We start from the raw sequence: 26,851 nt of genomic DNA, 5'->3' as shown, positions 1-26,851 counted from the left end.
CACGCTAGGCCGGATTGGTTAGCGAAGCGTTGACCAGCCGCGCTTTTGTCCCGCGTTCCCCGATATTTGTCGTCAGATCACATGCGGATCGAAATAGTCCGCGCCCAGCTTGATCAGGCCGTCGGGATGGTCCGGCACCACGAACGTATAGTCGCCGTGCGCATCCGCCACCATGCCCGTGCCGCCGCCCAGCGAATGCGCATCGGTCAGCCCGCTGCGGTCCGGCGCCGGTTCGCGCGAGGCATTGAACGATACCCAGCCCTTGGGCAGTTCGGGCATGTCGATCACCCCGATCGTCACCGCCTTGTCCACCGTCAGCCCGCCCGCATCGGTCGCGCGGATGGTCAGCGCGTAGCTGCCCTTGCCTTCGTAATCGAGCGCCGCGGTGGTGGTGATGATCCCGGTCCGCGCGTCGATCGCGAACGGCATCCCCTTGGCATTGACCAGCGAATAGGACAGCGCCAGCCCTTCCGGGTCGCTGGCGCGCGCCACGCCCACCAGCGCGCCGGGCGCCAGGTTTTCCGCCACCTTGCCGCCGGCCAGCGCCAGGTCGACCGGCGCCTCGTTGACGTCGGTGACGCCGATCGAGACCAGCTTGTCCACCTTCAGCCCGCCCGGATCGCTGGCGCGCACCGTCAGCGAATAGGCGTTGCGCGCTTCGTAATCGAGCGGCGCGGTGGTGGTGATGACCCCGGTGCGCGCGTCGATCGCGAACGGCAACCCGCTGGCGCCGACCAGCGAATAGGACAGCGTGTTGCCGTCCGGATCCGCCGCGCGCGCCGTCCCCACGATGGTGCCAGCGGCCATGTTCTCGGTCACGGTCCCGCCGGTCAACGTCAGGTTCGCCGGTGCCTCGTTCACGTCGGTGACGCCGATCGTCACCGCCTTGTCGGTGCTCAGCCCGCCGACATCGGTCGCGCGGACCGACAACGCGTAGCTGCTGCGCGTTTCGTAATCGAGCGGGGCGGTGGTGGTGATGACGCCGGTGCGCGCGTCGATTGAGAACGGCATGCCCGTGCCGCCGACCAGCGAATAGGTCAGCGTCCGCGCCTCCGGATCGATCGCCGACACGGTGCCGACGATCGCGCCGGCAGCCAGGTTCTCCGCCACCTTGCCGCCCGCCAGCGTCACGCTGACCGGCGCCTCGTTGACGTCGGTGACGCCGACCGTGACGGCCTTGTCCACGAACAGCCCGTTGCTGCCGGTGGCGCGCACCGTGATCGAATGGGCCTTCTGCGTTTCGTAATCGAGCGTCTTGGCGGTGACGATCTTGCCCGTCTGCGGGTCGATGGCGAACATCCCGCCGGCGCTGTCGACCAGCGAATAGCTGATCGCGCGGCCCTGCGCGTCGGTCGCCGCCGCGGTGCCGACCAGCGCGCCGGGGGCGCCGTTCTCGGCCACGTCGGCGACCGACAGCGTCAGGTTGGACGGCGCCGACGGGGCCGGCGCGGTGCTGTTGGGCACCAGTTCCAGCGCGGTGTTGCGATAATTGACCGCGATCGTCTCCGGCGCGTCGGCGCGGTACACGCCCTGCTTCAGATAGGGGCCGACCGCATCCTGGAAGCCCAGCGGCCCGGTATAGTCGACGATCGTCACCCCGTCGCGCACCACCGTCAGGCGGCCGTCCCCGCCGGGCAGGAACTTGACCGTGACGTCGAACGCATACCATTTGCCGCGGGTGATGTCGGCGGTGTCGGTGAAGTGGCGCTGATAGACCGAATCGTCCACCGCCATGATCGACGTCGCGCTGCTGCGCGTCACGATGCGCATCTTGTCGCCGACCATCTCCAGCGCGAACGGCGGGCTGTGCGGCGCGTCGCCGGGATCGAAGGTGGACTGGAGCTGCATCAGCGTCATCCACGACGCGGTGTTCTTGGCCCCCGCCTCCACCATCACGTCGAACGTCAGATGATAGGTCTTGCCCAGGTCCAGCTTGGCGGTCGCATAGGTTTCGCTGCGCTCCTTGCCGGCGGTGCCGTCGCCCGACCAGTGATCCCCCGCGCGCACCTCGAAGCGGTTGACCCCGGCGGCCGAGGTGAAGCTCCACGCCTGCCCCGCATTCTGCGCACGCAGGTCGAGCGCCACGGAGACGGGCGTAGTGACGATCCCGCCGACCACGCCGCCCACCGTGCCCAGCGCCGAATCGACGACGCCGGGCAGCGTGATCGGCCGCGAGGCGACCGGCGCGGTGAAGGTATAGCCGGTGGCGGTCGCGGTCAGCCGCGCCGGATCGACCGCGGTCAGCCGGATAGTCTCACCGGTGGTGAAGGTCAGCAGCGTGTCCAACCCGCTGGCGGCGACGGTCGGGCGCAGCCCGGCGGTGAGATAGGCCGACAGGTCCAGCTTGTCCGCCTCGCCGTTGCGCCCGAAATCGGTGATCGTGTCGTTGCCCGATCCGCGTGCGAACACGAAGGTGTCGACGCCCGCACCGCCTGTCAGCGTGTCGTTGCCGCCACCGCCGGTCAGCGTGTCGTTCCCCGCGCCGCCAACCAGCACGTCCGCCTTTGCGCCGCCGGTGGCGGTGTAGGCGGCGCCCGTGACGCCGTACAGATGCACCTCGCGCGCACCATCGGCGGTGGTGGTCACGTCCTGCAACAGCGCGATCCCGTCGCTGGCGAAGGTCTTCGTTGTGATGCTGCCATCCGACCGGCCGATCACCGACGTGGTCAGCAGCCCGTCCGTGGTAAAGCTGTTGGTGACGGTGACGACCTTTCCGTCGGACAGCACGTCGCGCGAGTAATAGAGGCTGCCATCGCCGCGCAGCCGCTCCACCGACACCATCGCGCCGGCGGCGTTGTAGGTTTCGTGAACGGTGCGGTAATTCGGGTCGGTCTGCCCGTAATACCACACTTCCTTCGATCCGTCGGCGTGGTTCAGGATGCTGCGCGTCACGGTCGCGCCATCGGCAGCATAGGTCTTCTGCGTCGTCTCCGCACCTTGCACGATCAGCATCGAGGTCAGCACGCCGGCGTTGCTGTACGATCCGGTGGCGACCGCGCCGGTCGCCAGGTCCACCGTCTTGGTGAAGACCAGGCTGTTGTCGGCCCGCATCCGCGTCAGCGAGGTGAGCGTGCCGTTGGCGGCATATTGCTCATGCGCCTGGGTATAGGTCTGGCCGGTGATGCCGTAGATCCACACGTCCTTCAGGCCGCCGGTCTGCTGGACGATGTGGCGCAACAGTGTGAAGCCGTCGGCGGCGTAGTTCTTGGTCTCGACCACGCCGGGCTGTTCGATCGTGCGCGTCGTCAGCAGACCGGCGGTGTTGTACTGGTCCGAGGTGGTGCGCCCGAGCGCGTTATTCACCGTCTTGCCGAACACCATCTTGCCGTCGGCCTGGGTGCGGGTGAGCGATATCAGCGCGCCCTTTGCGTCGAAGGTGCTGTATTCGGTGGTATAGGCCTGCCCGACAATGTTGAGCGCGTACGTCTCCTTCGACCCGTTGACATGGGTGATCGTCTTGCCGCGCAGCGTGCCGTCGGACTGGAACGAGCGTACCTCGACAGACCCGTCGGCATAATAAGTGGTGTTGCCGGAGGTGTAGGTGACCGCGGTCGCATTCTCGATCGCGGTGATCGGGGCCGGCGCATATTTCTCCAGCAGGTTCATCTGCGGCCGGTCGCTGCCGCCGACCGGGTCGATCGAGAAGTAATTGTTGTTGCCCGCCGCCCAGTACGTGCCGCCCAGCCACGCATCGGCGTGCTGCGCCATATAGGTCAGCATCTTGTCCAGGGCGGACAGGCTGGTGGCGTCGGTGCCGACGCCGAATTCGCCCAGGAACAGCTTCTGGTTGTTCTGCAGCGCCCATTGCGTGATCGCCTGCAGCCGCTGCACGCCGATATCGGCGCTGACCGGGGTGGCGACCCCGCCCGAGGCGGTGAGATCGAGATACTGGTGGACCTCGAACGCATATTTGTCGAGCGGATCGACCACGCCCTTGCCGATCGTGGCGGCATTGCCGCTGGTCAGCCAGTTGTACGCGCCGTCCCATGCGGAACCGGCGACCAGGATCGTCTGCGCCGCGCCCGCCGCGCGGATCGCCGCGATGGCCGCATTGGCGGACGCCAGCCAGTCGGCCGGGGTCTGCTCGTTCGGCTCGTTCATCAGCCCGAGCATGACGTTGCCGCGATCCTTCAGCGCACCGCCCAGCGCGCCCCACATCGCCGCGAAATCGGCGTTGGTGACCACCGGCCCGCCGATCAGCTCGCCATAGGCGCGGCCGAAATTATGGACGTCGACGACGATCGTCATGCCCTTGGTCGCGGCATAATCGATGACGTGGGTGATGCGGTCGATATACGCTTGGTCGAACGCGCCGCCCTTGGTGGGCTGCAGCTGCTCCCACAGGATCGGCAGGCGCAGGATGTTCATGCCCTTGCTGGCGTAATAATCGAGGTTCGCGTCGGTCGGGAACACCACCGGCAGGTGCCAGTCGGCCAGCTGGTTGGTGGTGAATTCCGCGCCCGAATAGGCGATGCCGAGATATTGGAGCGCGCCCGGCGTCGACGTCATGAACTGCGATGTCGAGAAGGACAGCGACCCGTTCGAGAACAGCGCCGCCGACGTCAGCCCGGCCTGATAGCCCAGATGCGCGTTCGCCCCCGTCGCCAGCGCGGCCTGGAACGTGCGGCCGTCGAGCGCGAGTTCGTTGATGTACAGGTTGCGATCCTGTCCCGTGGCCGAATCGTGATGATCGTTGGCGTAGACGATACGGATATCGTCGTTCGCCGAATCGCTCTGATACGAAAAGGTGAAGGTGTTCCACTGCCCAAGGCGGTAGTCGGCACCGACCTCGACATTGGTGGCGACCGCCACCCCGTTGACGAACACCGAGAATGCCGGCTTCCCCGATGCTTCGGTCCCCGACACCTTGATCGACAGATTATGCGTGATCGCCACCAGACAAGCTTCCCGTAAACCCACGATCGCGCGGTCGACCGTGATGAAGTTCCGTTTAGTTTTATGGATTTACCAAAGGGCTGTGGGGGGTGGTTAAGCAGCCGTTAGACCCCCTGCGACAAAGGTCGACATGCCCCACAGCGCCGGGCCGCGACCCGCCGCGATCCCGCCCCTGTCCTACATCGCCCGATCGCGATTAAGAACATATGGCGAACAACAGGAGATGTGCGATGACGATGGCATCCATCGAGGCGCCGGCGGGCTTCGTGCCCGCGCTGGGCGTCAGTTTCGGCGCGATCGGTACCGGGGCGACCCCCGTCGATCCCGACCATCCGCTGCCGGTGACCGCCGTTGCGTGGCAGGGGGCAGCCACCACCGCCCCGGTCGCCGGCACCGCGTCCGCCGCGACGTTGGCCGGGCCGTTCGCGCCCGCGCTGGGGCGCCCGATATGGTTGACGCTGATGGGAAGCTGGACGGGCACGGTCAAGCTGCTGCGCTCCACCGACGGCGGCACCACCCGCCTGCCGATGACGATCGGCGGCAGCGGCTGGGGCAGTTTCCAGGGCAATTGCAACGAACCGGTGGCGGAGGAAAGCGTCGCGGGCGCGACCTATTACCTCGACATCGCCGTGACGTCGGGCACGCTGTCGTACCGGGTGACGCAATGAGCGCCGACGTCATCGCGCGCGGGCTGGCCGCCCGTGCGTGGACCGAGCGGCCGCGCGTGCCGATCGCGCTGGCAGTGCTCGGCCAGTCGAACGAACGCGGGCAGGTATCGCCTGCCGAGGCGATCGGCGGGGTCGCGTCGCGCACCGCCTGGCCCAATGCCTTCGCCAGCCAGCGCAATCCGGCGATCCGCTACCCGGTCGGGCCGGCGGGCGCGCTGACCGGCGGCTATCATTTCCGCCTCTATGACGATCTGTTCGACGCCGGCTACGATCCGCAGATCGTCAACGCCTCGATCGGCAGCATGTCGATGCTGCGCGATGCCGCCGGGCAGATCCTGGACATCGCCGCCTGGCGGTCGCAGGGCGTCCGGCAGCAGCGCGTCGCGGATGTGCCCGGCGACCGCGGCTATGCCGGCGATTATGGCGTCGCGGCGGGCAAGCTGTTCGTGTGCACGACCGGGCGGCGCGCCTACGCCTTCCACCAGGGCACGTTCCTGCCGGGCGATACGGGGGTGAACCAGAACCTGGATTTCATCCGCGAAATCGGCAGCCATGCCACCGCCGCGACCGCGCCGGACTTTTCGGGGGCGTCGGTGGGCGGCACCGTGTCCGACGGATCGGCGGTGTGGACCTGCGTCAGCGCATCGACCAGCTATCTCGGCTTCGGCTACGGGCCGGGCGCCTGTACCGAGACGCGCGCGGGGTTCGACCCGTTCGGCATCCTGCGCCGCTGCCACGAGGAGATGGGCCGGGTGCGCACCGCGCGCGAACGGATCGTGATCCTGTGCAACGGCCAGTCGGACACCGGGCTGACCAGCGGCCAGTATCAGGGCGCGATCAACAGCATCGCGTCCTTCTTGGCCAACCGCGGCTATACCGTGCACCTCGGCCTATCCGTCTACAACCCCAGCGGCAACAACGTCGCCGGCTACGACACGCTGGCCGCCGCGCTCGCCTCTTCCTACGCCTTCCTGACCGGGGGCGGCGGTTTCTCGCCGACGCAGATCCGGCTCGGGCCAAACCTCTATCAGTTGATGGGGTCGACCGGCGACATGGCCGCGGGCGGCGCGCATTTCGCCAAGGACGGCGGGCAGGACAATATCCACCTTAACGCGCGTGGCGCGGTAGCGGCAGGCGGGCATCTCGCCGCCGCGGTCACCGCCTGGCTGCGCCCGATCCAGCGCTAGGCCGATTCGGCGGCGGCCCCGATCGCGGGGGTCGCCGCCCTCGACATATCGCATCGGCGGCGCGCATCGTCCCTCGATGACGCTGCATTGCACAAAACCGACGCCCACGGGCGTTGTTTGCGCCGCATCAACCGCCTAGAGAGCCTTCATACTGGGTATGAGGTGATCGTTGTGCGCAAGGGCATCATTCTGGCGGGCGGTTCGGGCACGCGCCTGTATCCCCTGACCAAGGGCGTCTCCAAGCAGCTGATGCCCGTCTATGACAAGCCGATGATCTATTATCCGCTGTCGACGCTGCTGCTGTCGGGCATCCGCGAGATCATGATCATCACCACCCCGCACGATCAGGCGGCGTTCCGCGCGCTGCTGGGCGACGGCAGCGAGCTGGGCATCGAACTTCACTATGCCGTCCAGCCCGAACCCGCGGGCCTGGCGCAGGCCTATCACATCGGCGCCGATTTCGTCGGCGACTCGCCCTCCGCGCTCGTGCTGGGCGACAACATCTTCTACGGCCACGGGCTGGTCGATCTGCTCAGCCGCGCCAGCGCGCGCGACGATGGCGCGACCGTGTTCGGCTATTATGTCAAGGACGCGACCGCCTATGGCGTCGTCTCCTTCGACGCCGACGGGCGCGCCGAGACGATCGAGGAAAAGCCGCCGGTGCCGAAGTCGAACTACGCGGTCACCGGCCTGTATTTCTACGACGGCAAGGCGGTGGAACTGGCGCGCGACCTGAAGCCGTCGCCGCGCGGCGAGCTGGAGATCACCGATCTCAACCGCCTGTATCTGGAGGCCGGCACGCTCTCGGTCGAGATCATGGGCCGCGGCTATGCCTGGCTCGATACCGGCACGCACGCCTCGCTGCTCGACGCCGCGCAATATGTCCAGATCACCGAGGACCGGCAGGGGCTGAAGATCTGCTGTCCCGAGGAGATCGCTTGGCGCCGCGGCTTCATCGACGATGCGCAGCTCGAACGGCTGGCCGCGCCGCTGCGCAAGAGCGGCTATGGCGAATATCTGCTGGGGCTGCTGCAGGGCCGGGGCGCGCGCGCATGAACGTGATCGAGACGGCGATTCCGGGGCCGCTGATCCTGGAGCCGAAGGTCTTCGGCGACGACCGCGGCTTCTTCATGGAAAGCTGGAACGCCGACACGTTCCGCGCGATCGGGCTGGACGTGGCGTTCGTGCAGGACAACCACAGCCGCTCGGCGCGTGGCGTGCTGCGCGGGCTGCATTTCCAGAACCCCAATCCGCAGGGCAAGCTGGTCCGCGTCGCGGCCGGGCGCGTGTGGGACGTGGCGGTCGATGTGCGCCGCTCCTCCCCGCATTTCGGCAAGTGGGTGGGCGTCGAGCTGTCGGCCGCAAACAAGCGGATGTTCTGGGTGCCGCCGGGCTTCGCGCACGGCTTCGTCAGCCTGGAGGACGGCACCGACTTCCTCTACAAATGCACCGCGCTCTACGATCCGTCGGCGGAACATTCGCTGCTGTGGAACGACCCCGCGCTGGGCATCGACTGGCCGCTGGAGGGGATCGAGCCGCAGCTGTCGGGCAAGGACAAGGTCGGCAAGCCGCTGGCCGAGATCGAGGGTTTCGCATGAAGGCGCTGATCACCGGCGCGCACGGCCAGCTGGGACGTGGCCTGGCCGCCAGCGCGCCCGTGGGCACCACGCTCGTCCTCCACGATCGCGACACGCTCGACATCACCGATCGCGCGGCGGTGGACGCGCTGGTCGCGGCGGAGCGCCCGGACGTCATTCTCAACGCCGCCGCCTATACCGCGGTGGACAAGGCGGAAAGCGACGAGGATGCGGCCCATGCGGTCAACGCGACCGCGACCGGCATCCTGTCCGACGCGGCGCGCGCGCATGATGCCCGCTTCGTCCATGTCTCCACCGATTTCGTGTTCGACGGGCGCGCGGGCGTTCCCTACGCCCCCGACGCGCCGACCGCGCCGCTCAGCGCTTATGGCCGCACCAAGCTGGCGGGCGAGCAGTTGGCGGGCGCCGGTGCGCTGATCGTGCGTACCGCCTGGGTCTATGCGCCGACCGGCGGCAATTTCGTTCGCACGATGCTGCGCGTGATGGCCGAACGGCCCGAGGTCCGCGTCGTCGCCGACCAGATCGGCACCCCCACCTACGCCCCCGGCCTCGCCGCCGCGCTATGGACGCTCGCCGACAAGGGCGTGACCGGCACGCATCACTACACCGATGCTGGCGCCGCCAGCTGGTACGATTTCGCCGTCGCCATCCAGGAAGAGGGGCTGGCCGCGGGCCTGCTCGATCGCGCGGTCCCGGTCGTGCCGATCGCCACCGCCGACTATCCGATGCCCGCGGTGCGCCCGCATTATTCGGTGCTCGACAAGACCAGCACCTTCACCGCGCTGGGCGGCCCCACCCCGCACTGGCGCGCCAATCTGCGCACGATGATCGCCGCGATCGCGGGGGAAGGCTGAGATGACCGCCGGCGAGCGCCCGGCCCGCGCCGCCGTCGGTCATATCGACGCGATCGGCGGCCTGCGCGCGCTGGCGGTCCTGTCGGTGGTGCTGTTCCACCTCGACGCCGCCTGGCTGCCGGGCGGCTTCGTCGGGGTCGACGTCTTCTTCGTCATCTCGGGGTTCGTCGTCGCCCATTCGGTGATTGGCGCGCGTGCCACGTCGTTCCGGGACTATTTCCTGTGGTTCTACCGGCGGCGCTTCCTGCGCATCCTGCCGGCGATCTTCGTCTATGTGCTGGTGATCGGCATCCTGGGAGTGCTGTTCATCCCCACCGCGGAGGTCAGCCGCTTCATCGAGATCACCGGCGCCGCATCGCTGTTCGGCGCCAGCAATTTCGTGCTGCTGTGGAAGTCGGGCGATTATTTCGCCGCAGCGACCGAGTTCAACACCTTCACCCATACCTGGTCGCTGGCGGTGGAGGAGCAATATTACCTCATCTTCCCGCTGTTCTCCTATTTCCTGCTGATCTGCGCGCCCGGCCCGCGACGCGGGCTGGCGGTGGCGCTGATGTGGGCGGCGTGCATTGCCTCGCTCGCCTGCGCCGCGGTGCTGACCGTGCGCGCGCCGGCGGCGGCCTTCTACATGCTGCCGGCGCGCTTTTGGGAATTGGGGCTCGGGTTCCTGCTGCGCTATCACGACGGCGCGGCGCGGCGCGCGGGCGCGACGCTGGCGCGGCATCGCGCGGTCGAAAGCGTGGTCGCGGGCGCGGCGCTGCTGGCGCTCGGCTATGCCTTCGTCGCCACCTCGCCGCGCGCCTTCCCCTTCCCGGGCGCGGTGCTGCCGTGCGCGGCGACGGCGGTGCTGCTGCTGCTCGCGTGGCAGCGCGGTGACGGCTGGGCCGCGAGGCTGCTGTCGTGGCGGCTGCTGACCGCGATCGGCCTCATCAGCTACTCGCTGTACCTGTGGCACTGGGGCGTCATCGTCCTGATGCGCTGGACGGTCGGACTGGACGCCATCGCACTGAGAGCGATCGCGGGTGCCGCGATGCTGCTGCTGGCGATCCTCAGCTACCGGCTGGTCGAGCGGCCGTTGCGCTACAGCGGGCTGCTCAACCGCCTGCCGCCGCTGCGCTTCTTCGCCGCTTACGGCGTGGCGGGGGCGCTGATCGGCGCCGTTGTCCTGGGCGCGATGGTGGCCAAGCCGCGCGTCGGCCTCGCCGCGTCGAACGACGCCGCGGTGTGGAGCCCCTATGTCGCCCGCCCCGGCGCGCCGGGCTGCGCGGTGCGGCAGGACGCCAGCACCATGGCGGGCGGGACGCGCGTCACGCTGACGCCCGCCTGCCCCGCCGCAACCGACGCGCGCCTGTTCATCGTCGGCGATTCGCACGCCGGCGCCTACATCCGTCTGGCCGCGACGATCGCGGCGCAGGATCGCCGCCCCGTAACGATCATGACCAAGGGCGGGTGCAAGCTGCTGCCGATCCTGCCCGACGATGTGACCCCATCGTGCACCGCGTTCGACGCCGCCGCGGTCGATGCGTTGCAGCAGGCGATGCGCCCCGGCGACACGCTGCTGGTATCAGCCTATTACACCCCGCGCGAACGCGACATCTGGGGCGACGTCCCCGCCCCCGCCCGCCGCGACCCGGCGATCGAGGCGCAGTTGCGTGCCGATGCGATCGCGCGGCTGCGCCGATGGCGCGCCGCCGGTCTGGCGGTGGTGCTGGAAGGGCCGAAGCCGACGATGCCGACCGCCGCCTTCCGCTGCGCCGACTGGTTCAACCGCACCAGCGCCTATTGCGCGCACGGCGACCGTGTCGACCGCACGACCGTGCTGCACCGCTCCGCCTTCGCGCATGCCGCGCTGGCGCAGATCGCGGCGGCGGTGCCGGGGGTGCGGCTGTGGGATCCGATCCCTGGGCTGTGCGCCGGTCCCGTCTGCCCCGCCTATCTCAACGGTAAGCCGCTGTATTTCGACACCGATCATCTGAGCGGCGCGGGCAACGAGCGGCTGGTGCCGCTGCTGCGCCGCGAACTGGCCGCCGCGCCTGCCCACACACCCGTCAACGACACCCGCCCGGCGCTGCCGGCCGTCACACGCCCACAGGAGTAATCATGGCCAACCTGATCGTCACCGGCGGTGCCGGCTTCATCGGAGCGAACTTCGTCCACCACTGGCGGCGCGTGTCGCCGCAGGACAGCATCGTGGTGCTCGATGCGCTGACCTATGCCGGCAACCCCGCGAACCTCGACGGGCTGGACGGGGTCGAACTGGTCGAAGGCGACATCTGCGACACCGCACTGGTCAGCCGGCTGATCGACGATCACGCCGTCGACACGATCGTCCACTTCGCCGCCGAAAGCCATGTCGACCGCTCGATCACCGGCCCCGATGCCTTCGTCACCACCAATGTCGTCGGGACCCACAGCCTGCTGAAGGCGGCGAAGGCCGCGTGGCTGGATCGCGGCACCGGCACCCCGCACCGTTTCCACCACGTGTCCACCGACGAGGTATACGGATCGCTGGAGCCGAACGATCCGGCGTTCAGCGAGACGACCCCCTACCAACCCAATTCGCCCTATTCGGCGTCGAAGGCCGGGTCCGACCATCTGGTGCGTGCCTATCACCACACCTACGGGCTGGAGACGACGACCAGCAATTGTTCGAACAATTACGGCCCGTACCAATTCCCGGAAAAGCTGATCCCGCTGTTCACGCTCAACGCGCTGTCGGGCAAGCCGCTGCCGATCTACGGCGACGGGATGAACGTACGCGACTGGCTGCATGTCGAGGATCATTGCCGGGGGATCGAGCTGATCCTGCGCAACGGCCGCATTGGCGAGACCTATAACGTGGGCGGCGGGCAGGAACTGCCCAACATCCAGGTGGTGGAGGAAATCTGCCGCGGGATCGACGCCGCCTTCGCCGCCGATCCGTCGCTGGCACAGCGTTTCCCGAACGCCCCCGCCGCGCAGGGCCGCCCCACCGCCGACCTGAAGACCTACGTCACCGACCGCAAGGGGCATGATCGCCGCTACGCGATCGACGAGACGAAGATCCGCGGCGAGCTGGGCTACGAACCGGCGCGCGACTTCCCGCAGGGCTTTGCCGAGACGCTCGCCTGGTATCTGGCGAACGAGGGCTGGTGGCAGCCGCTGGTCGCGCGCGCGGCGCTCGCGGCCTGATCGACAGCGAGAGGACGGGCCAATGGCACGCGCACGGCCGCACATCCTGTGCGTGCACCAGGGCGGCGAACTCTACGGTTCGGATCGCAGCTTCCTGCAGGCGGTGCAGGCGATCCGCAGCGGCTGGCCCGATGCATGGGTGCGCGTCGTGCTGGCGGTCGACGGCCCGCTGCGCCCGCTGCTGGCGAAGGTCGCGGACGAGGTGATCGCGCGCGATCTGTGCATCCTGCGGCTCGCCAATCCGGTATCGACCGCGCTGAAGGGCACGGTCGCCCTGCCCTGGTATCTGGCGCAGGCGGCGCGCGACATCGCGCGGGCCGACCTTGCGTATATCAACACCACCGTCGTCGCCGATCATATCATCGCCGCGCGGATGGCGCCGGCCAAGTCGATCATCCACGTCCGCGAAATCCCCAAGCCGCGCGCGATGCCGGTGATCCGCGGGCTGTGCCTGGCGTCCGGCGCGGGGCTGATCTACAATTCGGCGGCGACGCGCGATGCCTTTGCGATGCCGGCGGGGCGGCGACAGGCGGTGATCCACAACGGGGTGGACCGCGTCCCCGATGCCGGCCCGCCTGCGGTGCCCGACGCCTTCACCACCGATCGCCCGCTGCGGATCGCGATGCTGGGGCGGATCAACGACTGGAAGGGGCAGGACCTGCTGATCGACGCGGCGGCGCGGCTGCCCGCGCAGGCGCGCACGCGGCTGCGCGTGCGGATCGTCGGCAGCACCTTCAACGACGTGCGCGAACCGATCGAGGCGCTGGAGGCGCAGATCGCCGCCGGGACGCTGGGCGACGTCGTCTCGCTGGAGCCGTTCCGCGACGATCCGGAGGAAGTGTATCGCTGGGCCGACCTGTGCGTCGTCCCCTCGCGCCTGCCCGAACCGTTCGGGCGCGTCGCGATCGAGGCGATGGCGCACGGCCGCCCGGTGATCGCGGCGGCGCACGGCGGGCTGGTCGAGATCGTCGATGATGCTTCCGGCTGGCTGTTCCCGCCCAACGATGCAGACGCGCTGGCCGCGATCCTGGCCGGGGTGATCGCCGATCCGGCGTCGCTGTCCGCCCATGCGACGGGCGCGGCACAGCGGTTTGCCGGCCATTTTTCGTCCGAGACGATGAGCGAACGGCTGCGCGCGGTGTTGAGCGACTGGATTCCCGCGCTGAGAGGTTGACCACCATGAAACCGACGCTGCTGCTGATCGCGATCGCCCTGGTGACGGGCGTCGAGGACGAACCGGCACAGGCGGAGGCGCAGGCGACCGACATGGCCGCGCGGGCGGCGGCGGATGCCGCGCCCTATCTGTTCGGCCAGCCGCTACGCCGCGCGGTGGAGGATTGGGCGGCCGCACGCCAACGCATCGCGACCGATCCGGCCGCGCAGCAATGGCTGCGCGGCGTGCGCGCACGCACCGACAGCTGGATCGCGGGCTATGGCGACCGCCCGGACTGGGTCGCGGGCTGGGCGCACGACATGGTCGACACGCGCAGCGGGCTGCCGGTGGCGTGGCAATGGACCACCCCGGAGCCGCCGGCCGGCAGCAAGGCGCATGGCGCCTGGGTCTTCTATCGCCGCACCGCCAATATCCAGACGGTGCTGGATGCCGCGCGGCTGTTCCGCCTGACCGGGCAGGCGCGCTATCGCGACTGGGCCGCACAACAGCTCGATTTCTATGCCGCCAGTTATGCCCGCTGGCCGCTTCAGACCTTTTCCGGCCAGTCGCGGATGATGGGGCAGAGCCTGGACGAGGCGACCGCCTCCATCAGCCTTGCGGATGCCGCGCGGCTGATCGCCCCCACGGTCGATCCGGGACGGGTCGCGCAGTGGAATACGGGGCTGTTCGCCCCGATGCTGGGCGATATCGTCCAGTCGAACAAGGGCCGCAACAACATCGCGGTGTGGCAGGCGAGCGCGTCGGCGGTGCTGGCCGCGCACCTGGGGCGCGACGCCGATTATGCCGCCGCGATCGACGGCCCCAACGGCATCCGCGCGATGCTGGAGCGCGGCGTGACCCCCGACGGGCTGTGGTTCGAACCGAGCGCCGGCTATGCCGCCTATACGATCCAGGCGCTGGCCAGCCTGTTCACCTTCGCCTCGCTCAACGGCCGCGACGCGCCGCTGCGCGCGGCGATGGAAACGACGCAGCGGATGCTGATCTCGCGCGCGCTGATGCGCTTCGGCGACGGCACGCTGCCCGCCTATGGCGACACGACCTACGGGACGCAGGCGTTCCCGCCAGCGCTGATCGAAAGGACGCAGCGGACCATGCCGATCCGCGCCGGGGCGCTGCCGCTGTCCTGGGCGACGCTGCTCGATCCCGACATGCCGATGGCCCCGCCCCCGGCGCAGACCGCCTCGCACGATTGGCCCTATTCGCAGGCTGCGATGCTGCGCGAAGGCGATTGGGAGGCGTTCTTCCTCTACGGCCAGCGCAGCACCAGCCATGCGCAGGGCGACGCGCTCGCCTATGAACTGCGCTATCGCGGCGTGCCGGTGACCAGCGACCAGGGCAGCGCGGCCTATGGCTCGGCGCTGTTCCTCAATTACCTGCGCCGCTCGGTCGCGCACGATGCGCCGATCGTCGACGGCCACGGACAGGCGGCGTTCAAGCCGGGGCAGCTGATCTCGTTTGCCGACGGACGGATCGCCGCACGGCATGACGGCTATCCCGGCGCCTCGGTGACGCGCAGCCTGTCGGTCGGCGGCGATGGCGCGGTCGACGAGACGAAGATCACCGCGACCACGGGGACGTCGCACCGCTTGGGCGCGGTGTTCAACGCCGATTGTCCGGTGGCACCCGGCGGCGCCCTCTCCCCCGGCGCGGCGCCCGCCGGCGACGGGTTCGGATGGTGGCGGCAGACGCAGGTATCGGGCGCCACCGCGCGCTGGTCGGCAACGCTGGCGTGCGGCGGCGGGGCGTCGTTCACGCTGGCGCTGGCCGCTGACCGGCCCGGCCGCGTGTTCGTGTCGCAGGCACCCGACCGCGCCGGCCGCTACGGCCAGCGCACCGCCATCTATTTCGAGGCGGCGAACACCGGCGCACTGACGCTGCGCACGACGATCACGCCGCGCTGACCGCGCCGTCCCCGCCGCCCGCCAGCAGGTCGGCGGGCACCGCATCGCCCGGCGCACGCGTGCCGATGATCCGCGCGGGCACGCCGCCGATGATCGAATAGGGCGGGATCGTGCCGCGCACCACCGCGCCCGCCGCGACGATACAGCCGCGCCCGACATGCGCGCCCGACAGGAACGTCGCCTTCACACCGACCCAGCAATCGTCCTCCACCACCACCGGCGCACGGCGCACGCCCTGCGCGATGATCGGGCGGTCCAGATCGTCGTGCAGGTGGTTTTCGGTGTGGAAGCTGACATACTGGCCCATGATGACGTCGCGGCCGATCGTCACCCCGCCGCCGCAGCCGATGAACGAATATTGGCCGATCCCGCTGTTCGGGCCGATCGTGCACCCCTCGCCCAGGTTGCGCATCACGCTGGTCGGCATGATGATCGAATGCGCGCCGATGCTGGTCCCCGCGCCGATCGTCACCCCGCCGCGCGACAGCCCCTGGATCAGTACCCCGTCGCCCAGCGTCGCGCCCTTGCCCAGCCGGATCATGCCGCGCGTCTTCAGCCGAACGTGCCGGCCGACGAAGGCGGGGATGCCCGATCCGCCGCGCAGGAACGGGCGTACCAGCAACCCGCGCAGCGCGGCGGCGGCGCGCGCCGCGCTGAACGCGACGATCGCGGTCAGCGGCAACGCCGGGTCGATGGTGAAGACGTCGCCCTTCACGCGGCGCCCCAGCGCGATCACCAGCGCGCGGATCATGCCGCCACCTCAGCGAGCGCGTCGGCCACCGCCTGGGCGCCGAAGATACGCTGGACCAGCGCCGCGCGGTCAATGCCGCCGGCCGCGGCGCGCGCATCGCGTACCGCCGCGACGATCAGGTCGGCGAACCCCTCCGGCGTGTCGTCAGTGCGCAATTCGGCGACCACTTCGGCGGGCAGGCCGCGCGCGCCCTTGGTCGTGGTGACGACGGTGCGCCCGGTGGCGAGCATGTCGACCGTCTTGATGTTCACCCCGCTGCCGTGGAGGATCGGGTTCATCATCACCCGCGCGCGCGCGAACAGCGGCGCGGCATCGCGCGGATCGGCGACCAGCTCCGCCCCCGCCGCGGCGACGCGCTGCGCCAGCGCAGCCGGCGGGCGGCGCCCGGCGATCGTCAGGCGATGCGCGCCCAGCCGCTCGGCCACCAGCGGATGGACGCGCTCGAAATACCATTCCAGCCCGGCGATGTTGTTCGGGCTGGACAGGCTGCCCATGAACAGCAGGTCGATGTCGCGCGCCGCCTCCGGCGCGGCGGCGGTCGCCAGGATCGCCGGGTCCGGCTGGGGTGCCAGCCAACTGGCATTGTCCAGCCCGCGCGACCGCCAATAGGCCATGTCGTCGACGGAGATATCGAACACGCGCGCCGCCTCGCGGTGCAGCCGCGCCTCCGCCGCCTCCAGCCCCCAGGTGCCCGCGCGCAGCGCCAGCGTCTGGCGCAGCGTCGGCGCCAGCCGCGCCTGCTCGGCGACGTAGCGGAATTCGATATTGTGCGACCGGTAGGCCAGCGGCACGCCCAGCCGGCGCGACAGCTCCAGCGCCAGCCACGACGGATGCGCGCCCTCCAGCCAGATCAGGTCGGGCCGCCACGCGCGCACCCGCTCGATCAACGCCTTGCGCTCCGCCTGCGCGGGGATGCGCGCGGCGATGTAGGACGGGTGGCGGCGCAGGTTCCACACGCGGCGCAGCCGCTCGGCCGTGCCCGCCCCGACGCGCAGCAGCTCGCGCTCGTCGGTCAGCGCCTCGAACGCCGCGACATCGGCCGCGTCCGGCACCTCGCCGGCCGCCAGCCAGCCGATCGCGAACACCGGATGGCCCAGCTGCGCGAACGCGGCCAGCCGCCGTCCCATGTCGCACCGGATGCCGCTGTTGGCGGGATAGGGGAATTCGTGGAGGACGTGGACGATCCTCATGCCATCGCTCCGCTACGGTCCGGTCGCGCCAGGAATTCGGTGTGGCGCATCGCGGTCAGGATCATGTAGCCGACCGACAGCGTCTCCGCCGCCAGCGCCGAACAGGCGGTGCCCGTCGCCCCCGCCCACCAGCTGAGCGGTACCACCATCAGGAAATTGACCACCGCGGTCACCGCGAACACGCGGCTGTACTTGCCCTTCAACCCCAGCGGCAGCATCACCTGCATCCCGAACACGCTGCTGACGCCGGCCATGAACGGGATCGGCGAAAGGATGCGCAGCACGGTCCCCGACCCGTCATACTGGTGCCCCGCCAGGATGCGGATGATGAGGTCCGCGCCGAAGAACATCGTCAGCGAAATCAGCAGGGTGAACCCGCCCTGGAACAGCAGCAGCTTGCGCGCGAACGCCATCCCCTCGGCGCGCGACTGGTGCATCAGCCGCGACGTGCGCGGATAGACCGCCTGGTTGATCGGATTGACCAGCGCCTGCGCCGCCATCCGCAGCCGGTCGGCCGCCGCGAAGATGCCGACCGCCACCGGCCCCTGCGTGATCCCCAGCACGATCGTGTTGGTGCCGGTGTAGAGGTTGGCGGAGATCGCCGACACGAACAGCGGGGTGGAGTGCGCGATCTGCGCGCGCATCTCCGCCCAGCTTGGCCGGTGCCAGCGGATGATGTTCATGCTCCGCAGCATCAGGACGGAAAACAGCCCGCCGATCATCGACCCGCATGACAGAATCGCCGCTGCCAGCCACGCCTGGTCGGGGGATTTGACCAGCAGCAGCGTGGCGGGCACCACCAGCCCGCGCCCGCACGTCATCGCGATCGCCGACTTGCCCATCCGCTCCAGCCCCTGCAGGCACCAGTGGACGGTGAACAGATTGGCCAGCGTCATCCCGGCGGCGGCGAACATCACCGGCGCCAGCTGCCGCACCTCGGGGATCGTCAGCGCCGCGGTCGTCAGCAGCGACAGGCTGATCCCCAGCAGCAGGGCCTTGCTGGCCAGCACCGTCCAGAAAATCCGGCTGACCGCCGCCGGATCGTCGCGCTCGCGCGAGATTTCGGCCGGCGCGGACACCGCGAACCCCCAGTCGGTCAGCAGCACCAGATAGGTCGCCACCGCGAAGCTCAGGCTGAATTCGCCGTACGAGCGCGCGCCCAGCACGCGGGTCAGGTACGGGAAGGTCAGCAGCGGGAACAGATAGGTCGCGATCTGCCACATGAACATCCAGCCGATGTTCGCGCGCATGTTGCCGTTGCTCATGTCAGGCTTTCGTTGGGGCGCGACGGCGTCGCAGGCAGGTGACATGGACCTTGGCGTCGCGGACGATCAGCCGCAGCGGAATGCGCCCGCCGAACCGGAAGGCGCGGCGCAGCGCCGGCACCTCCGCGCAATCGCCGCGCGCGGCCAGTTTCTCGGTCTCGATCAATCGGTAATAGGCCAGCAGCCGATCGAGCAGCGCGCGCCGCTCCGCCGGGATGCGCGTGCGCAGTTCCTCGGCGAAGCGCAGCGCGGGGTGGCGCGGGTGGCGACCCGCCAGCGCATGGCCCAGCGCCGAATCCTCGACATGGAAGCGCGTGCGATAGTCCCGGTCGACGAAGATCGGCATCGTGAAGGCGAGCTGCAGCCACAGCCACGCATCCTCGCCATAGGTGCAGCGTTCGCGGTCGAAGAAGCCGCCCAGCCGCTCGAACACGTCGCGCCGCACGACCGTGGAGCTGGAATGAATCGAATCGATGTAGGCCTTGATCGCGCGCGGATCGTGGAACGCCGCGATGTTCCACACCCCGCTGCGCGGGAACAGCGCCCGCACCTCCTCGCGCTTCGCCGCCTTGTCCGCACCCACGTCATAGGCCGCGACATAGGCGCCGCACTGCGGCTCCGCCGCCAGCGCGCGCGCCGCGCTGTCCAGATGGTCGGGATACCATTCGTCGTCCGCGTCCAGGAACGCGATCAGGTCCGCCTTGACGTGCCGTGCGCCGCGGTTGCGCGCGCCACCGGGGCCGCCGTTGGGGATCGACAGCAGCTCGATCTGCGCGCGGTACTGCGGTTCGATCCGCGCCACGCTGTCGTCCGTACTGCCGTCATCGACCACCACGACCGCATCCGGCCGCCGCGTCTGCGCCATGATCGACGCGAGCGCACGGTTGATCGTCGCGGCCTTGTTGTACAGCGGGATCACCGCGACGATGCGTTTTTGCATCCTTTCAGGCGTCCAGACCGCGCCTGGACGTCAGTCGAAGCTGCTCCGGACGGCTTCCGAACACCGGATTCAGCGCGTCTCCCCTCATCCACAACACCAGCATCAACCCCAGAAACAGGCCTCCGGACCCGATCGCGGTGAAGTTGAAGAACGTGCCGAACACCCCGCTCTGGTTGGTCCAGAACAGCGCCATCACCAGCGGCTGCTCGGTCAGCAGCCGGTTCGGCACGGCCACCATCGTCCCGCACATCGCGGTCAGGATCAGGATGGTCAGCGGAAGGCCGAACACGAACGCGATGCCCGCCACCCCCAGGTCGGTGTAGAAGAACGGCTGACGCGGCCGCACGAAATATTGCAGTTCGTCGGTGGACGTCGGCAGCCCCACGCCCGTCCACAGGTGCCGCGCCGCGATCGGCTGCGCATCAATATATTGCAGGTAGCGGGCGCGGCCCGAGGCGTCGGCCAGGAATGCCTCATAGGGGTTCGTCGTCACGTCGATATAGCCGTACAGCGACCACAGCGACAGCGTCGCCAGCACCGCGACCAGCGCCCAGCCCGTCCAGCGACGCGTCACCGGCAGCAGCATGTTGGCGATCGCCACCGCGGACACGACGACGATCACCACCTGCACGAACCGCGACTGCGACAGATACAGCGCATAGATCGCGATCGCGATCAGCGGCACCGCCACCAGCGGCCGCCGCCGGATCGAGGCGATCCCGAAGAACAGGACGAACGCGGTCAACTGGCTGGCGAGATAGGCGCGTTGCTCGCGCTCGCCATCCGATGCCAGCACCCCCGCCGCCGCCTCGAACCCGCGATAGGACGACACAATCGGCTCGGATACGATGTAATAGAGGGTGTATAGGACGCATCCCAGCAACAGCGTGCCGAGCAGCAACCGCAGCGGCACGCGCGCCACCTGGAACACGAACGCCAGCGCCACCGGGCCGAAGAACGACAGCATCACCAGCGGGCGGAACTGCGCACTGGCGACCAGGTGGAAATGATACACCTGCGCCAGCAGGAAGGCGAAATAGAGCGCGATGATCCCCGCCCCCAGCCAGCGCCCACGCAGCATCGCCAGCCCGACGTAAAGGATCAGCACCGCATATTCGATGACCAGCCCGATCTGCGTCGCGGCGGGGACGAACATCGACATCGTCAGCGACATGTGCAGGCAATAGCCAGCGACCAGCACCGCCACCGCCAGCAGGTCGAGCTTGCCCGCCAGCGACAAGGCGCTGATGTCCCACAGGATGTTGCCGCCACCGGCCGCCACCGGGCGGCGCGGCAGTGCCGCGCGCGGCGGGAAGGGGGCGCGCGCCATCAGCGCGGCTCCCCGTCGGCGACCCGTTCCAGCAGCGCCTGATAGTCCGACAGGACCATCGGCCAAGTGAACGCCTCCTCCCACCGCCGCCGCGCGGCCGCTGCCATCGCGGCGCGGCGCGCGTCGTCGGCCAGCACCTCATCGATCCGCTGGCGACATTCGGCTGTGTCCGCGAAATAGGTCGCCGCATCCCCCGCAACCCACCGGTTGAAGCGATTGTCGTGCGCGATCACCGGGTTGCCCGCGCCCAGCGCCTCGACCAGCGACGGGTTGGTTCCGCCCACGCGATGCCCGTGCATATAGGCGAGCGAATGGAACCGCAGCGACGCCAGCGCCGCCGGATCGTAGATCGCGCCGACGAACTTCACCTGCGGCCCCGCCGCGGCGCGCACGCGCGCGTGGAACGGATTGTCGGGGCTGTAATTGCCCAGCACCGCCAGCGTCACGTCGCGCGGTGCGGCCGAGAACGCCTCGACGATCTCCAGGATCGAATTTTCCGGCTCGGGCCGCGCGATCAGCGTCAGGAAACGCCCCGGCTCCAGCCCCAGCGCGTCGAGCGGAGCCGTCCCCGCGGCGTCGATCCGGTCGCTGCCATAGGGCAGCATCACGATCTTCTCCTTCGGCGCGCGTTGCGCCAGATGGTCGCCGATCGACGGATGATCGGCGATCAGCACGTCGCCCGCGGCGGCGGCCAGCCGTTCGTTGACCCATAGATACGCCTTGGCGCCGGCCGAATATTTGGCGCGCTTCCACTCGACGCCGTCCATGTTGATGACCTGCCGCCGCCCCTTCATGCGCAGCCACGTCGCCAGGAAGCCGGTGTTGTAGCCCAGCATCAGGATCAGCCCCGGCTCGGCCAGAGCATGGCGCGCGGACTTCACGTCGAACTCGATCGTGCCCGCCGCGCCGTCGCGACCCACCGGGATGTGGATACGCCGCACCCCCTCCCACTCGTCCTCATGGATCGCGCCGGTTTCACTGCCTTGGCAATAGACCGTGACGCGCCAGCCATGGTCGCGCATCCACGGCGCCAGCCGCGCGGCGAATGTCTCGAACCCGCCATGCGCCGCCGGGACGCCGCGAATACCCAGAATGACCAGATGACGGGTGTCGCCGACACCGGGGGAACTTGACGTGGCCATTCGGTCTCCGTTTACTGTTTCACCGGTTTTTCGTTCTGACGACGGCTGTCGGCGGAACGGCCGTCAAGGTCGTGCGGGCCCGCCCGGATCGCCGAGTGGGGCAGTCCGCTGGTGACCCCCATCACGGCGACGTCGTGCGCCACCCGCTTTCCCCGCCCCCAGCTTCCGCCGCCTTTGTCGCGCGTGTCGGGAACCCCGTAGTCGTATTTCCGTTTCTTGCCAATCTCCGTCGCGTCGGCAGCGGGGAATGATGAGCCGTATTACGGGACACATAAGTCGGCGCTTCCGCCGCAAGTCGCCTCTTTAATGTGTGTCCTTTGTGCTTCGTAAGGTCGGTTTAACGTGTTGAAGGCACTATACGTCTTGTCGATTGCGGCGGATATCGACAAGGTGGAGCGTGCGCGTGGGAGGGGTCTTGACGAAGTTAGCGGACCACCGACCGGACGCCGCCCCGACGGCATCGATGAATCGCGAGGAGGCCGCGGATCGGCGTCCATCGAAACGGCCGTCCCACTCCATCCGGCTGCTCGCCGTTGCCTCCGCCGGTGGGCATTGGGAGGAGCTGATGCTCCTTCGCCCAGCGTTCGAGGGCTTCGACGTCCATTATGCGACGACGCTGGAGGGCTTTGCCGAGCGCGAACGACTTACGAAGGTGCATGTCCTGCCTGATGCCAACCGCCACCGCCCGCTGCGAACGATTGCCTGTGCGTGGACGTGCTGGAACGTCATCCGTTCCATCCGTCCCCATTATGTCGTGACGACCGGTGCCCTTCCCGGGTTGACCTGCGGCCTGATCGGGCGCCTGTTCGGTGCGCGCACCATCTGGGTGGACAGCATCGCCAATTCGGAGCGTCTGTCGATGAGCGGAACGTTCGCGGGTCGGTTCGCGGCATTGTCCGTGACGCAGTGGGAACATCTGGCCCAGGACGATTCCCCGGCCTTCCACGGAGCGTTGCTATGATCCTGGTGACGGTCGGCACCCAGCTGCCGTTCGACCGCTTCATCCGCATCGTCGACGAAGCTGCCCCGTCCCTCGGGCGGACGGTCTTCGCGCAGGTGGGACGCGGCTCGTACCAGCCGCGCAACATGGAATATGCGGCACTGATCGACCCGCTGAAGTTCGACGAACTGATCGCCCGGACCGAGTTGATCGTGTCGCACGCGGGCATCGGCACCGTGGTGATGGCGCAGAAGTTCCGCAAGCCGGTGATCCTGTTCCCGCGCCGCGCCGCGCTGGGCGAACATCGCAACGATCACCAGATGGCCACGGTCGCCGCGCTGGAGGGCCGGTCCGGCATGTACGTGGCGCGTGTGGCCGAGGAGCTGGTCGCGCTGATGAAGCGCCCGCTCGACCCGCCGCTGACAGAGAACGAGCACCCGGCCCGCGACCGCCTGCAGCGCGCGATCCGCGACTTCATCGAAAACGACCGGTGACCGACGCGGCGCGCCCGGTGGAAGGCCATGTGCCGCGGCGACGGCGCGTGCTGGCCGTGGCGTCGATCGGCGGCCATTGGGAACAGATGCTGCTGCTGCGTGGCGCTTTCGAGGGGATGGACGTCACCTACGTTACCAACGACGTGCGGCTGGCGCAGCGCGAAGGCCTGTCGCCCTGCTATGCGATCGACGACACCAATCGCCACCACCCGCTGCGTTCGCTGCGCTGCGCGTGGTCGGCGATGCGGATCATCGCCAAGGTACGCCCCGACGTAGTGGTATCGACTGGCGCGGCACCGGGGCTGATCTGCATGGTGGTCGGGCGGCTGGTGGGTGCGCGCGGGCTGTGGGTGGACAGCATGGCCAACGCCGAACGGCTGTCGGGCAGCGGACGGCTGGCGCGGCGGCTTGCCCACCGCGTCTTCACGCAATGGCGCCATCTGGCCGTGGAGGGCGAGGTCGAATATCATGGCAGCGTCTTCTGACGTCGGCTCCGCTGCCGATACCCGCGTCAGTGTCGTCATCGCCACCTATCGCCGCCCCGACGCGCTGGCCCGCGCGATCGTCAGCGCGCTGGCGCAGACGCATGCGCCGCTGGAGGTGATCGTCGCCGGCGAGCAGGGCGACACCGACACCGCGGCGCTGGTCGCGGGCCACGCCGACCCACGCGTCCGGCTGGTCGTGAATCCGGTGCGCGGCGGGCCAGGGCCTGCGCGCGACCTGGGCGCGCGCGCGGCGCGGGGGCGCTTCGTCGCCTTCCTGGACGACGACGACCTGTGGCACCCGGAAAAGCTCGCGCGGCAGGTCGCGCTCGCGGACGATCGCACGATCGTCACCGCTTTGTCGGAAGTGGTGTCGCCGGAGGGGCGGCTGGTGAAACCCACCCGCCCCTATGACGGCAAGCAGGCGATCGACGAATGGCTGTTCGACCGTCGCACCTGGCTGGGCGGCGGGGAGGCGATGTTACAGACGTCGTCGCTGATGGTGCCCCGCGCGCTGTTCGATACGCTCGGCTTCGGATCGGCGCAGCATGAGGAATGGGAATTCGCGATCCGCGCGCTGCGTACTCACGGCTATCGTCTGGCGACCGTGCCGGACGTGCTGGTCACCTATTTCACCGGCCAGATCTATTCATGGGAAGGCTCGATCGGCTGGGCGCGGGACACGCGGGGGCTGCTGACCCCGCGCGCGCTGAGCGGCTTCTGCCTGACCGTCGCGTCCCAGAGCATTCCGCCACGCGGCTGGGCGCGGGTGCGCGCGGCGGGGCGGCTGCTGGGCACCGCGGTGCGCCACGGCCGCCCGACCGCGCGGCAGCTGTTCGCCTTCGCGCTGATCGCCGCGGTTCCGCACGGCGTGCGGCGGCGACTGCGCAGCGGCGGGGGCGCCGCCGGACCGTTCACCCCGGCAGGCTGGCCGCGTGGCTGACCTGCTGCGCCAGCGCGATATACCGGCGCGCGATCGCCGGCCACGACCGCCGTTCCATCATCACCGCACGGTAATCGTCCGCACGCGCCCGCCACACCGCCGCCGGGGTGGCCATGAACGCCGCAATCCCCTCAGCCACGTCGCCCGCGCCCGCCGGGCGCGGCAGCACCACCGCGGGCATCCCCTCGTCGATCAGCGTCGCGATCCCGCCGGCACGCGTCGCGATGATCGGCCGCGCGTTCGACGCCGCCAGGATCGCGACCCCGCTTTGCGAATGGAAATCGTCATAGGGCATCAGCAGTGCGTCGCACTCCGCGATCAACCGCTCCAGCACCGCATCCTCGACATAACCCAGCCGCAGGTCGACCGCATCGCCCGCCGCCTGCGCCGCGGCACGGCAGCGCGCGACATAGTCCGCCTCGTCGCGATGCGGGCCGCCCGCGATCACGAGCCGGACCGACTGCCCGTCGCGCGTCGCCATCGCGGTCCCCTCGATCGCGGCGAGCACGCCCTTGTTCGACCGCACCGTGCCGAAGGCGAGCAGCATCCCCGATCCCGGCACCGGCACCGGATCGCCCATCAGGAACACGCCATGGTCGATCACCGATACTGGCACGCGCAGTGTCGGGAACGCCGCCAGCAACCGTTCGCGCGACGGCTCGCTCAACACCACCACCGCGCTCGCCAGCCGGTAGCAGGCGCCGTGCGCCGCGATCTCCCACCGCCGCCAGCGTGCCGGCAGGGCCCAGGCGTGCGGCAGGGGATCGTGCGCCACAAACAGGATCCGCGCGCCGGTCAGCCGCAACAGCGCCAGCATCGGCACCGCGAACAGCAGCGGATCCGGGATCGTCACAATCACCTCGCGACAGGTCGCGCGGGCGCGCAGCACGCCGATCGCCCCGCCGATCATCCGCGCCAGCGACGCGACGATCTTCGCGGGGCGCGATGCGCGTCCGGTGCGCTCGCGCGGCGGACGGATGCGGCGCAGGCCGGGGCGCGGGCGTTCGAAGCGCGCATTCTCGACCGGCGGGCAGACGAACGTTACCTGCGCGCCCTCGGCCAGCAGCCCGTCGACCAGGCTCTGCGCGAACAGTCCCGCGCCCGACGATCGCCACGATCGCGTGAACACGCACAGCGACGACGGCGCAGCCGCCCCGGTCGCGGCCGTCATTGCGGCAGCGTGCCGATCCTGATGCCGCGGAACCGCACCGCCATCGGCTCACGCGCGCTCGCGCGATAGATGCCGGCCTTGAAATACGGACCGACGACGTCGTTGAACCCGATCGCCCCGGCGTAATCGACGATCTGCTTGCCGTCGCGCCACACCTTCAGCCAGCCGGCGCCCATCGGATCGAATTTCACCTGGATGCGCATCGCATACCAGCGACCGCGCTGGATCGGCGCGGTATCGACGTAGTGCAGCTCATAGGGGGCGTCGTTGCCCTTGCTGATGACCGCCGGGTCGAACCGGCTGCCGATGCGCATCTTCTCGTCGCGCAGTTCGATCGCAAACGGTGGGCTGTGCCCCGCCTCGCCCGGGTCGAAGGTTGATTGCAGCTGCACCAGCGTCAGCCATGGCGCGGTGCTGGGCGGCCCCGGCTCGATCATCATGTCGAAGCGCACGTCGTTGGGCTGCGTCAGCGACAATTTGCCGGAGGCATAGGCTTCGGAGCGTTCCTTGGGCTGCGTGCCGTCGCCGCTCCAGCGATCGCCGGCGTGCACCTCGAACCGCGTGATGTCGCCGGTCTGGCGAAAGGCCCAGCGCGCGCCGCCGTTCTGCGGGTTCATCTTCGGCCCGGCGCTCGCCTGCGCGCCGGGACCCTTGTCGGCAACGGGCGACGTACAGCCCGCCAGCGCCGGCATCGCGCAGGCGAACAGCGCCAGCGCCCGTGCCGGGACATGATAAGCGGACATCGCCGTCTCCTGAA

22 protein-coding genes are annotated in these 26,851 nt (G+C 69.3%); 13 read left to right on the top strand and 9 right to left on the bottom strand.

The annotated features are described in order from the left end of the window. Positions 1 to 72: 72 nt before the first annotated feature. Positions 73 to 4,896: a cadherin domain-containing protein gene (locus COA17_RS20015; RefSeq protein WP_141396995.1), complete on the bottom strand. Its 4,824-nt coding sequence runs from the start codon at positions 4,894 to 4,896 to the stop codon at positions 73 to 75. A 230-nt stretch (positions 4,897 to 5,126) separates the two neighbouring features. Here COA17_RS20015 and COA17_RS01135 point away from each other — a divergent pair, with 230 nt between their 5' ends. The 9 genes from COA17_RS01135 to COA17_RS01095 all read left to right on the top strand — a co-directional run bounded on the left by COA17_RS01135 (position 5,127) and on the right by COA17_RS01095 (position 15,446). Continuing rightward, positions 5,127 to 5,564, top strand: a complete 438-nt coding sequence (locus COA17_RS01135; RefSeq protein ID WP_066492187.1) for a hypothetical protein — start codon at positions 5,127 to 5,129, stop codon at positions 5,562 to 5,564. Then, positions 5,561 to 6,751 (top strand): hypothetical protein, encoded by a 1,191-nt coding sequence (locus tag COA17_RS01130; protein WP_096609641.1) that lies wholly within the window; start codon positions 5,561 to 5,563, stop codon positions 6,749 to 6,751. Before COA17_RS01135 ends, COA17_RS01130 begins: the two co-directional genes overlap by 4 nt. A 171-nt stretch (positions 6,752 to 6,922) precedes the next feature. Then, the gene (gene rfbA / locus COA17_RS01125) at positions 6,923 to 7,807 is read left to right on the top strand and encodes a glucose-1-phosphate thymidylyltransferase RfbA (RefSeq protein ID WP_066492204.1); all 885 of its coding nucleotides are present in this window, start codon (positions 6,923 to 6,925) and stop codon (positions 7,805 to 7,807) included. Next, entirely contained in the window at positions 7,804 to 8,349 is a 546-nt protein-coding gene (gene rfbC, locus COA17_RS01120; protein ID WP_096609639.1) for a dTDP-4-dehydrorhamnose 3,5-epimerase, read from the top strand. The genes rfbA and rfbC overlap by 4 nt, the downstream gene beginning before the upstream one ends. Further along, the gene (gene rfbD / locus COA17_RS01115) at positions 8,346 to 9,203 is read left to right on the top strand and encodes a dTDP-4-dehydrorhamnose reductase (protein ID WP_096609627.1); all 858 of its coding nucleotides are present in this window, start codon (positions 8,346 to 8,348) and stop codon (positions 9,201 to 9,203) included. The genes rfbC and rfbD overlap by 4 nt, the downstream gene beginning before the upstream one ends. A 1-nt stretch (position 9,204) precedes the next feature. Then, positions 9,205 to 11,298: an acyltransferase family protein gene (locus COA17_RS01110; protein WP_096609626.1), complete on the top strand. Its 2,094-nt coding sequence runs from the start codon at positions 9,205 to 9,207 to the stop codon at positions 11,296 to 11,298. A gap of 2 nt (positions 11,299 to 11,300) precedes the next feature. Then, positions 11,301 to 12,371 (top strand): dTDP-glucose 4,6-dehydratase, encoded by a 1,071-nt coding sequence (rfbB, locus tag COA17_RS01105; RefSeq protein WP_066485894.1) that lies wholly within the window; start codon positions 11,301 to 11,303, stop codon positions 12,369 to 12,371. Between the two features lie 22 nt (positions 12,372 to 12,393). Continuing rightward, positions 12,394 to 13,545, top strand: coding sequence for a glycosyltransferase (locus tag COA17_RS01100; RefSeq protein WP_096609624.1), 1,152 nt, complete (start codon positions 12,394 to 12,396; stop codon positions 13,543 to 13,545). A gap of 5 nt (positions 13,546 to 13,550) precedes the next feature. After that, positions 13,551 to 15,446: a heparinase II/III domain-containing protein gene (locus COA17_RS01095; protein ID WP_096609622.1), complete on the top strand. Its 1,896-nt coding sequence runs from the start codon at positions 13,551 to 13,553 to the stop codon at positions 15,444 to 15,446. Here COA17_RS01095 and COA17_RS01090 read toward each other — a convergent pair. The 6 genes from COA17_RS01090 to COA17_RS01065 are packed head-to-tail and all read right to left on the bottom strand — an operon-like array spanning position 15,433 to position 22,064. Further along, entirely contained in the window at positions 15,433 to 16,197 is a 765-nt protein-coding gene (locus COA17_RS01090) for an acyltransferase (protein WP_066486297.1), read from the bottom strand. The genes COA17_RS01095 and COA17_RS01090 overlap by 14 nt on opposite strands. Then, the gene (locus COA17_RS01085) at positions 16,194 to 17,387 is read right to left on the bottom strand and encodes a glycosyltransferase (protein WP_096609620.1); all 1,194 of its coding nucleotides are present in this window, start codon (positions 17,385 to 17,387) and stop codon (positions 16,194 to 16,196) included. The genes COA17_RS01090 and COA17_RS01085 overlap by 4 nt, the downstream gene beginning before the upstream one ends. Then, positions 17,384 to 18,652: a flippase gene (locus tag COA17_RS01080; protein ID WP_176484751.1), complete on the bottom strand. Its 1,269-nt coding sequence runs from the start codon at positions 18,650 to 18,652 to the stop codon at positions 17,384 to 17,386. Before COA17_RS01080 ends, COA17_RS01085 begins: the two co-directional genes overlap by 4 nt. Before the next feature lies 1 nt (position 18,653). Beyond that, complete coding sequence (locus COA17_RS01075; protein WP_096609617.1) at positions 18,654 to 19,592, bottom strand: glycosyltransferase family 2 protein; 939 nt, start codon at positions 19,590 to 19,592, stop codon at positions 18,654 to 18,656. Between the two features lie 4 nt (positions 19,593 to 19,596). Next, positions 19,597 to 20,922, bottom strand: a complete 1,326-nt coding sequence (locus COA17_RS01070; protein ID WP_096609615.1) for an O-antigen ligase family protein — start codon at positions 20,920 to 20,922, stop codon at positions 19,597 to 19,599. Continuing rightward, the gene (locus COA17_RS01065; protein ID WP_096609614.1) at positions 20,922 to 22,064 is read right to left on the bottom strand and encodes a DUF1972 domain-containing protein; all 1,143 of its coding nucleotides are present in this window, start codon (positions 22,062 to 22,064) and stop codon (positions 20,922 to 20,924) included. Before COA17_RS01065 ends, COA17_RS01070 begins: the two co-directional genes overlap by 1 nt. Positions 22,065 to 22,479: 415 nt before the next feature. On the opposite strand from COA17_RS01065, the gene COA17_RS01060 reads away from it, so the two are divergent. The 4 genes from COA17_RS01060 to COA17_RS01045 are packed head-to-tail and all read left to right on the top strand — an operon-like array spanning position 22,480 to position 24,923. After that, positions 22,480 to 23,025, top strand: a complete 546-nt coding sequence (locus tag COA17_RS01060) for a UDP-N-acetylglucosamine transferase subunit ALG14 (RefSeq protein ID WP_245857331.1) — start codon at positions 22,480 to 22,482, stop codon at positions 23,023 to 23,025. Beyond that, the gene (locus COA17_RS01055) at positions 23,022 to 23,498 is read left to right on the top strand and encodes a glycosyltransferase (RefSeq protein ID WP_066486241.1); all 477 of its coding nucleotides are present in this window, start codon (positions 23,022 to 23,024) and stop codon (positions 23,496 to 23,498) included. The genes COA17_RS01060 and COA17_RS01055 overlap by 4 nt, the downstream gene beginning before the upstream one ends. Next, entirely contained in the window at positions 23,495 to 23,983 is a 489-nt protein-coding gene (locus COA17_RS01050) for a glycosyltransferase family protein (RefSeq protein WP_197418500.1), read from the top strand. The genes COA17_RS01055 and COA17_RS01050 overlap by 4 nt, the downstream gene beginning before the upstream one ends. Beyond that, positions 23,967 to 24,923: a glycosyltransferase family 2 protein gene (locus COA17_RS01045; protein WP_096609610.1), complete on the top strand. Its 957-nt coding sequence runs from the start codon at positions 23,967 to 23,969 to the stop codon at positions 24,921 to 24,923. Before COA17_RS01050 ends, COA17_RS01045 begins: the two co-directional genes overlap by 17 nt. On the opposite strand, the gene COA17_RS01040 is transcribed toward COA17_RS01045, so the two are convergent. Then, positions 24,895 to 26,094, bottom strand: coding sequence for a glycosyltransferase family 4 protein (locus tag COA17_RS01040; protein WP_096609608.1), 1,200 nt, complete (start codon positions 26,092 to 26,094; stop codon positions 24,895 to 24,897). The genes COA17_RS01045 and COA17_RS01040 overlap by 29 nt on opposite strands. Continuing rightward, a complete protein-coding gene (locus tag COA17_RS01035) occupies positions 26,091 to 26,837 on the bottom strand; it encodes a heparin lyase I family protein (protein ID WP_096609606.1) in 747 nt (248 codons plus the stop codon). The genes COA17_RS01040 and COA17_RS01035 overlap by 4 nt, the downstream gene beginning before the upstream one ends. Positions 26,838 to 26,851: the final 14 nt, after the last annotated feature.

The sequence above is a fragment of the Sphingomonas ginsenosidimutans genome (assembly GCF_002374835.1).
Taxonomy (GTDB): domain Bacteria; phylum Pseudomonadota; class Alphaproteobacteria; order Sphingomonadales; family Sphingomonadaceae; genus Sphingomonas; species Sphingomonas ginsenosidimutans.
This window is presented reverse-complemented; position numbering and strand designations above follow the sequence as displayed.

Bases quoted from the DNA above. Each gene is read 5' to 3' on its own strand.
- COA17_RS01095 (WP_096609622.1), top strand. From the start codon at position 13,551: ATGAAACCGACGCTGCTGCTGATCGCGATCGCCCTGGTGACGGGCGTC.
- COA17_RS01110 (WP_096609626.1), top strand. From the start codon at position 9,205: ATGACCGCCGGCGAGCGCCCGGCCCGCGCCGCCGTCGGTCATATCGAC.
- COA17_RS01085 (WP_096609620.1), bottom strand. From the start codon at position 17,387: ATGAGGATCGTCCACGTCCTCCACGAATTCCCCTATCCCGCCAACAGC.
- COA17_RS01045 (WP_096609610.1), top strand. From the start codon at position 23,967: ATGGCAGCGTCTTCTGACGTCGGCTCCGCTGCCGATACCCGCGTCAGT.
- COA17_RS01070 (WP_096609615.1), bottom strand. From the start codon at position 20,922: ATGGCGCGCGCCCCCTTCCCGCCGCGCGCGGCACTGCCGCGCCGCCCG.
- COA17_RS01080 (WP_176484751.1), bottom strand. From the start codon at position 18,652: ATGAGCAACGGCAACATGCGCGCGAACATCGGCTGGATGTTCATGTGG.
- COA17_RS01075 (WP_096609617.1), bottom strand. From the start codon at position 19,592: ATGCAAAAACGCATCGTCGCGGTGATCCCGCTGTACAACAAGGCCGCG.
- COA17_RS01040 (WP_096609608.1), bottom strand. From the start codon at position 26,094: ATGACGGCCGCGACCGGGGCGGCTGCGCCGTCGTCGCTGTGCGTGTTC.
- COA17_RS01065 (WP_096609614.1), bottom strand. From the start codon at position 22,064: ATGGCCACGTCAAGTTCCCCCGGTGTCGGCGACACCCGTCATCTGGTC.
- COA17_RS01100 (WP_096609624.1), top strand. From the start codon at position 12,394: ATGGCACGCGCACGGCCGCACATCCTGTGCGTGCACCAGGGCGGCGAA.
- rfbB (WP_066485894.1), top strand. From the start codon at position 11,301: ATGGCCAACCTGATCGTCACCGGCGGTGCCGGCTTCATCGGAGCGAAC.
- COA17_RS01135 (WP_066492187.1), top strand. From the start codon at position 5,127: ATGACGATGGCATCCATCGAGGCGCCGGCGGGCTTCGTGCCCGCGCTG.
- COA17_RS01035 (WP_096609606.1), bottom strand. From the start codon at position 26,837: ATGTCCGCTTATCATGTCCCGGCACGGGCGCTGGCGCTGTTCGCCTGC.
- rfbC (WP_096609639.1), top strand. From the start codon at position 7,804: ATGAACGTGATCGAGACGGCGATTCCGGGGCCGCTGATCCTGGAGCCG.
- COA17_RS01090 (WP_066486297.1), bottom strand. From the start codon at position 16,197: ATGATCCGCGCGCTGGTGATCGCGCTGGGGCGCCGCGTGAAGGGCGAC.
- COA17_RS01055 (WP_066486241.1), top strand. From the start codon at position 23,022: ATGATCCTGGTGACGGTCGGCACCCAGCTGCCGTTCGACCGCTTCATC.
- rfbD (WP_096609627.1), top strand. From the start codon at position 8,346: ATGAAGGCGCTGATCACCGGCGCGCACGGCCAGCTGGGACGTGGCCTG.
- COA17_RS01130 (WP_096609641.1), top strand. From the start codon at position 5,561: ATGAGCGCCGACGTCATCGCGCGCGGGCTGGCCGCCCGTGCGTGGACC.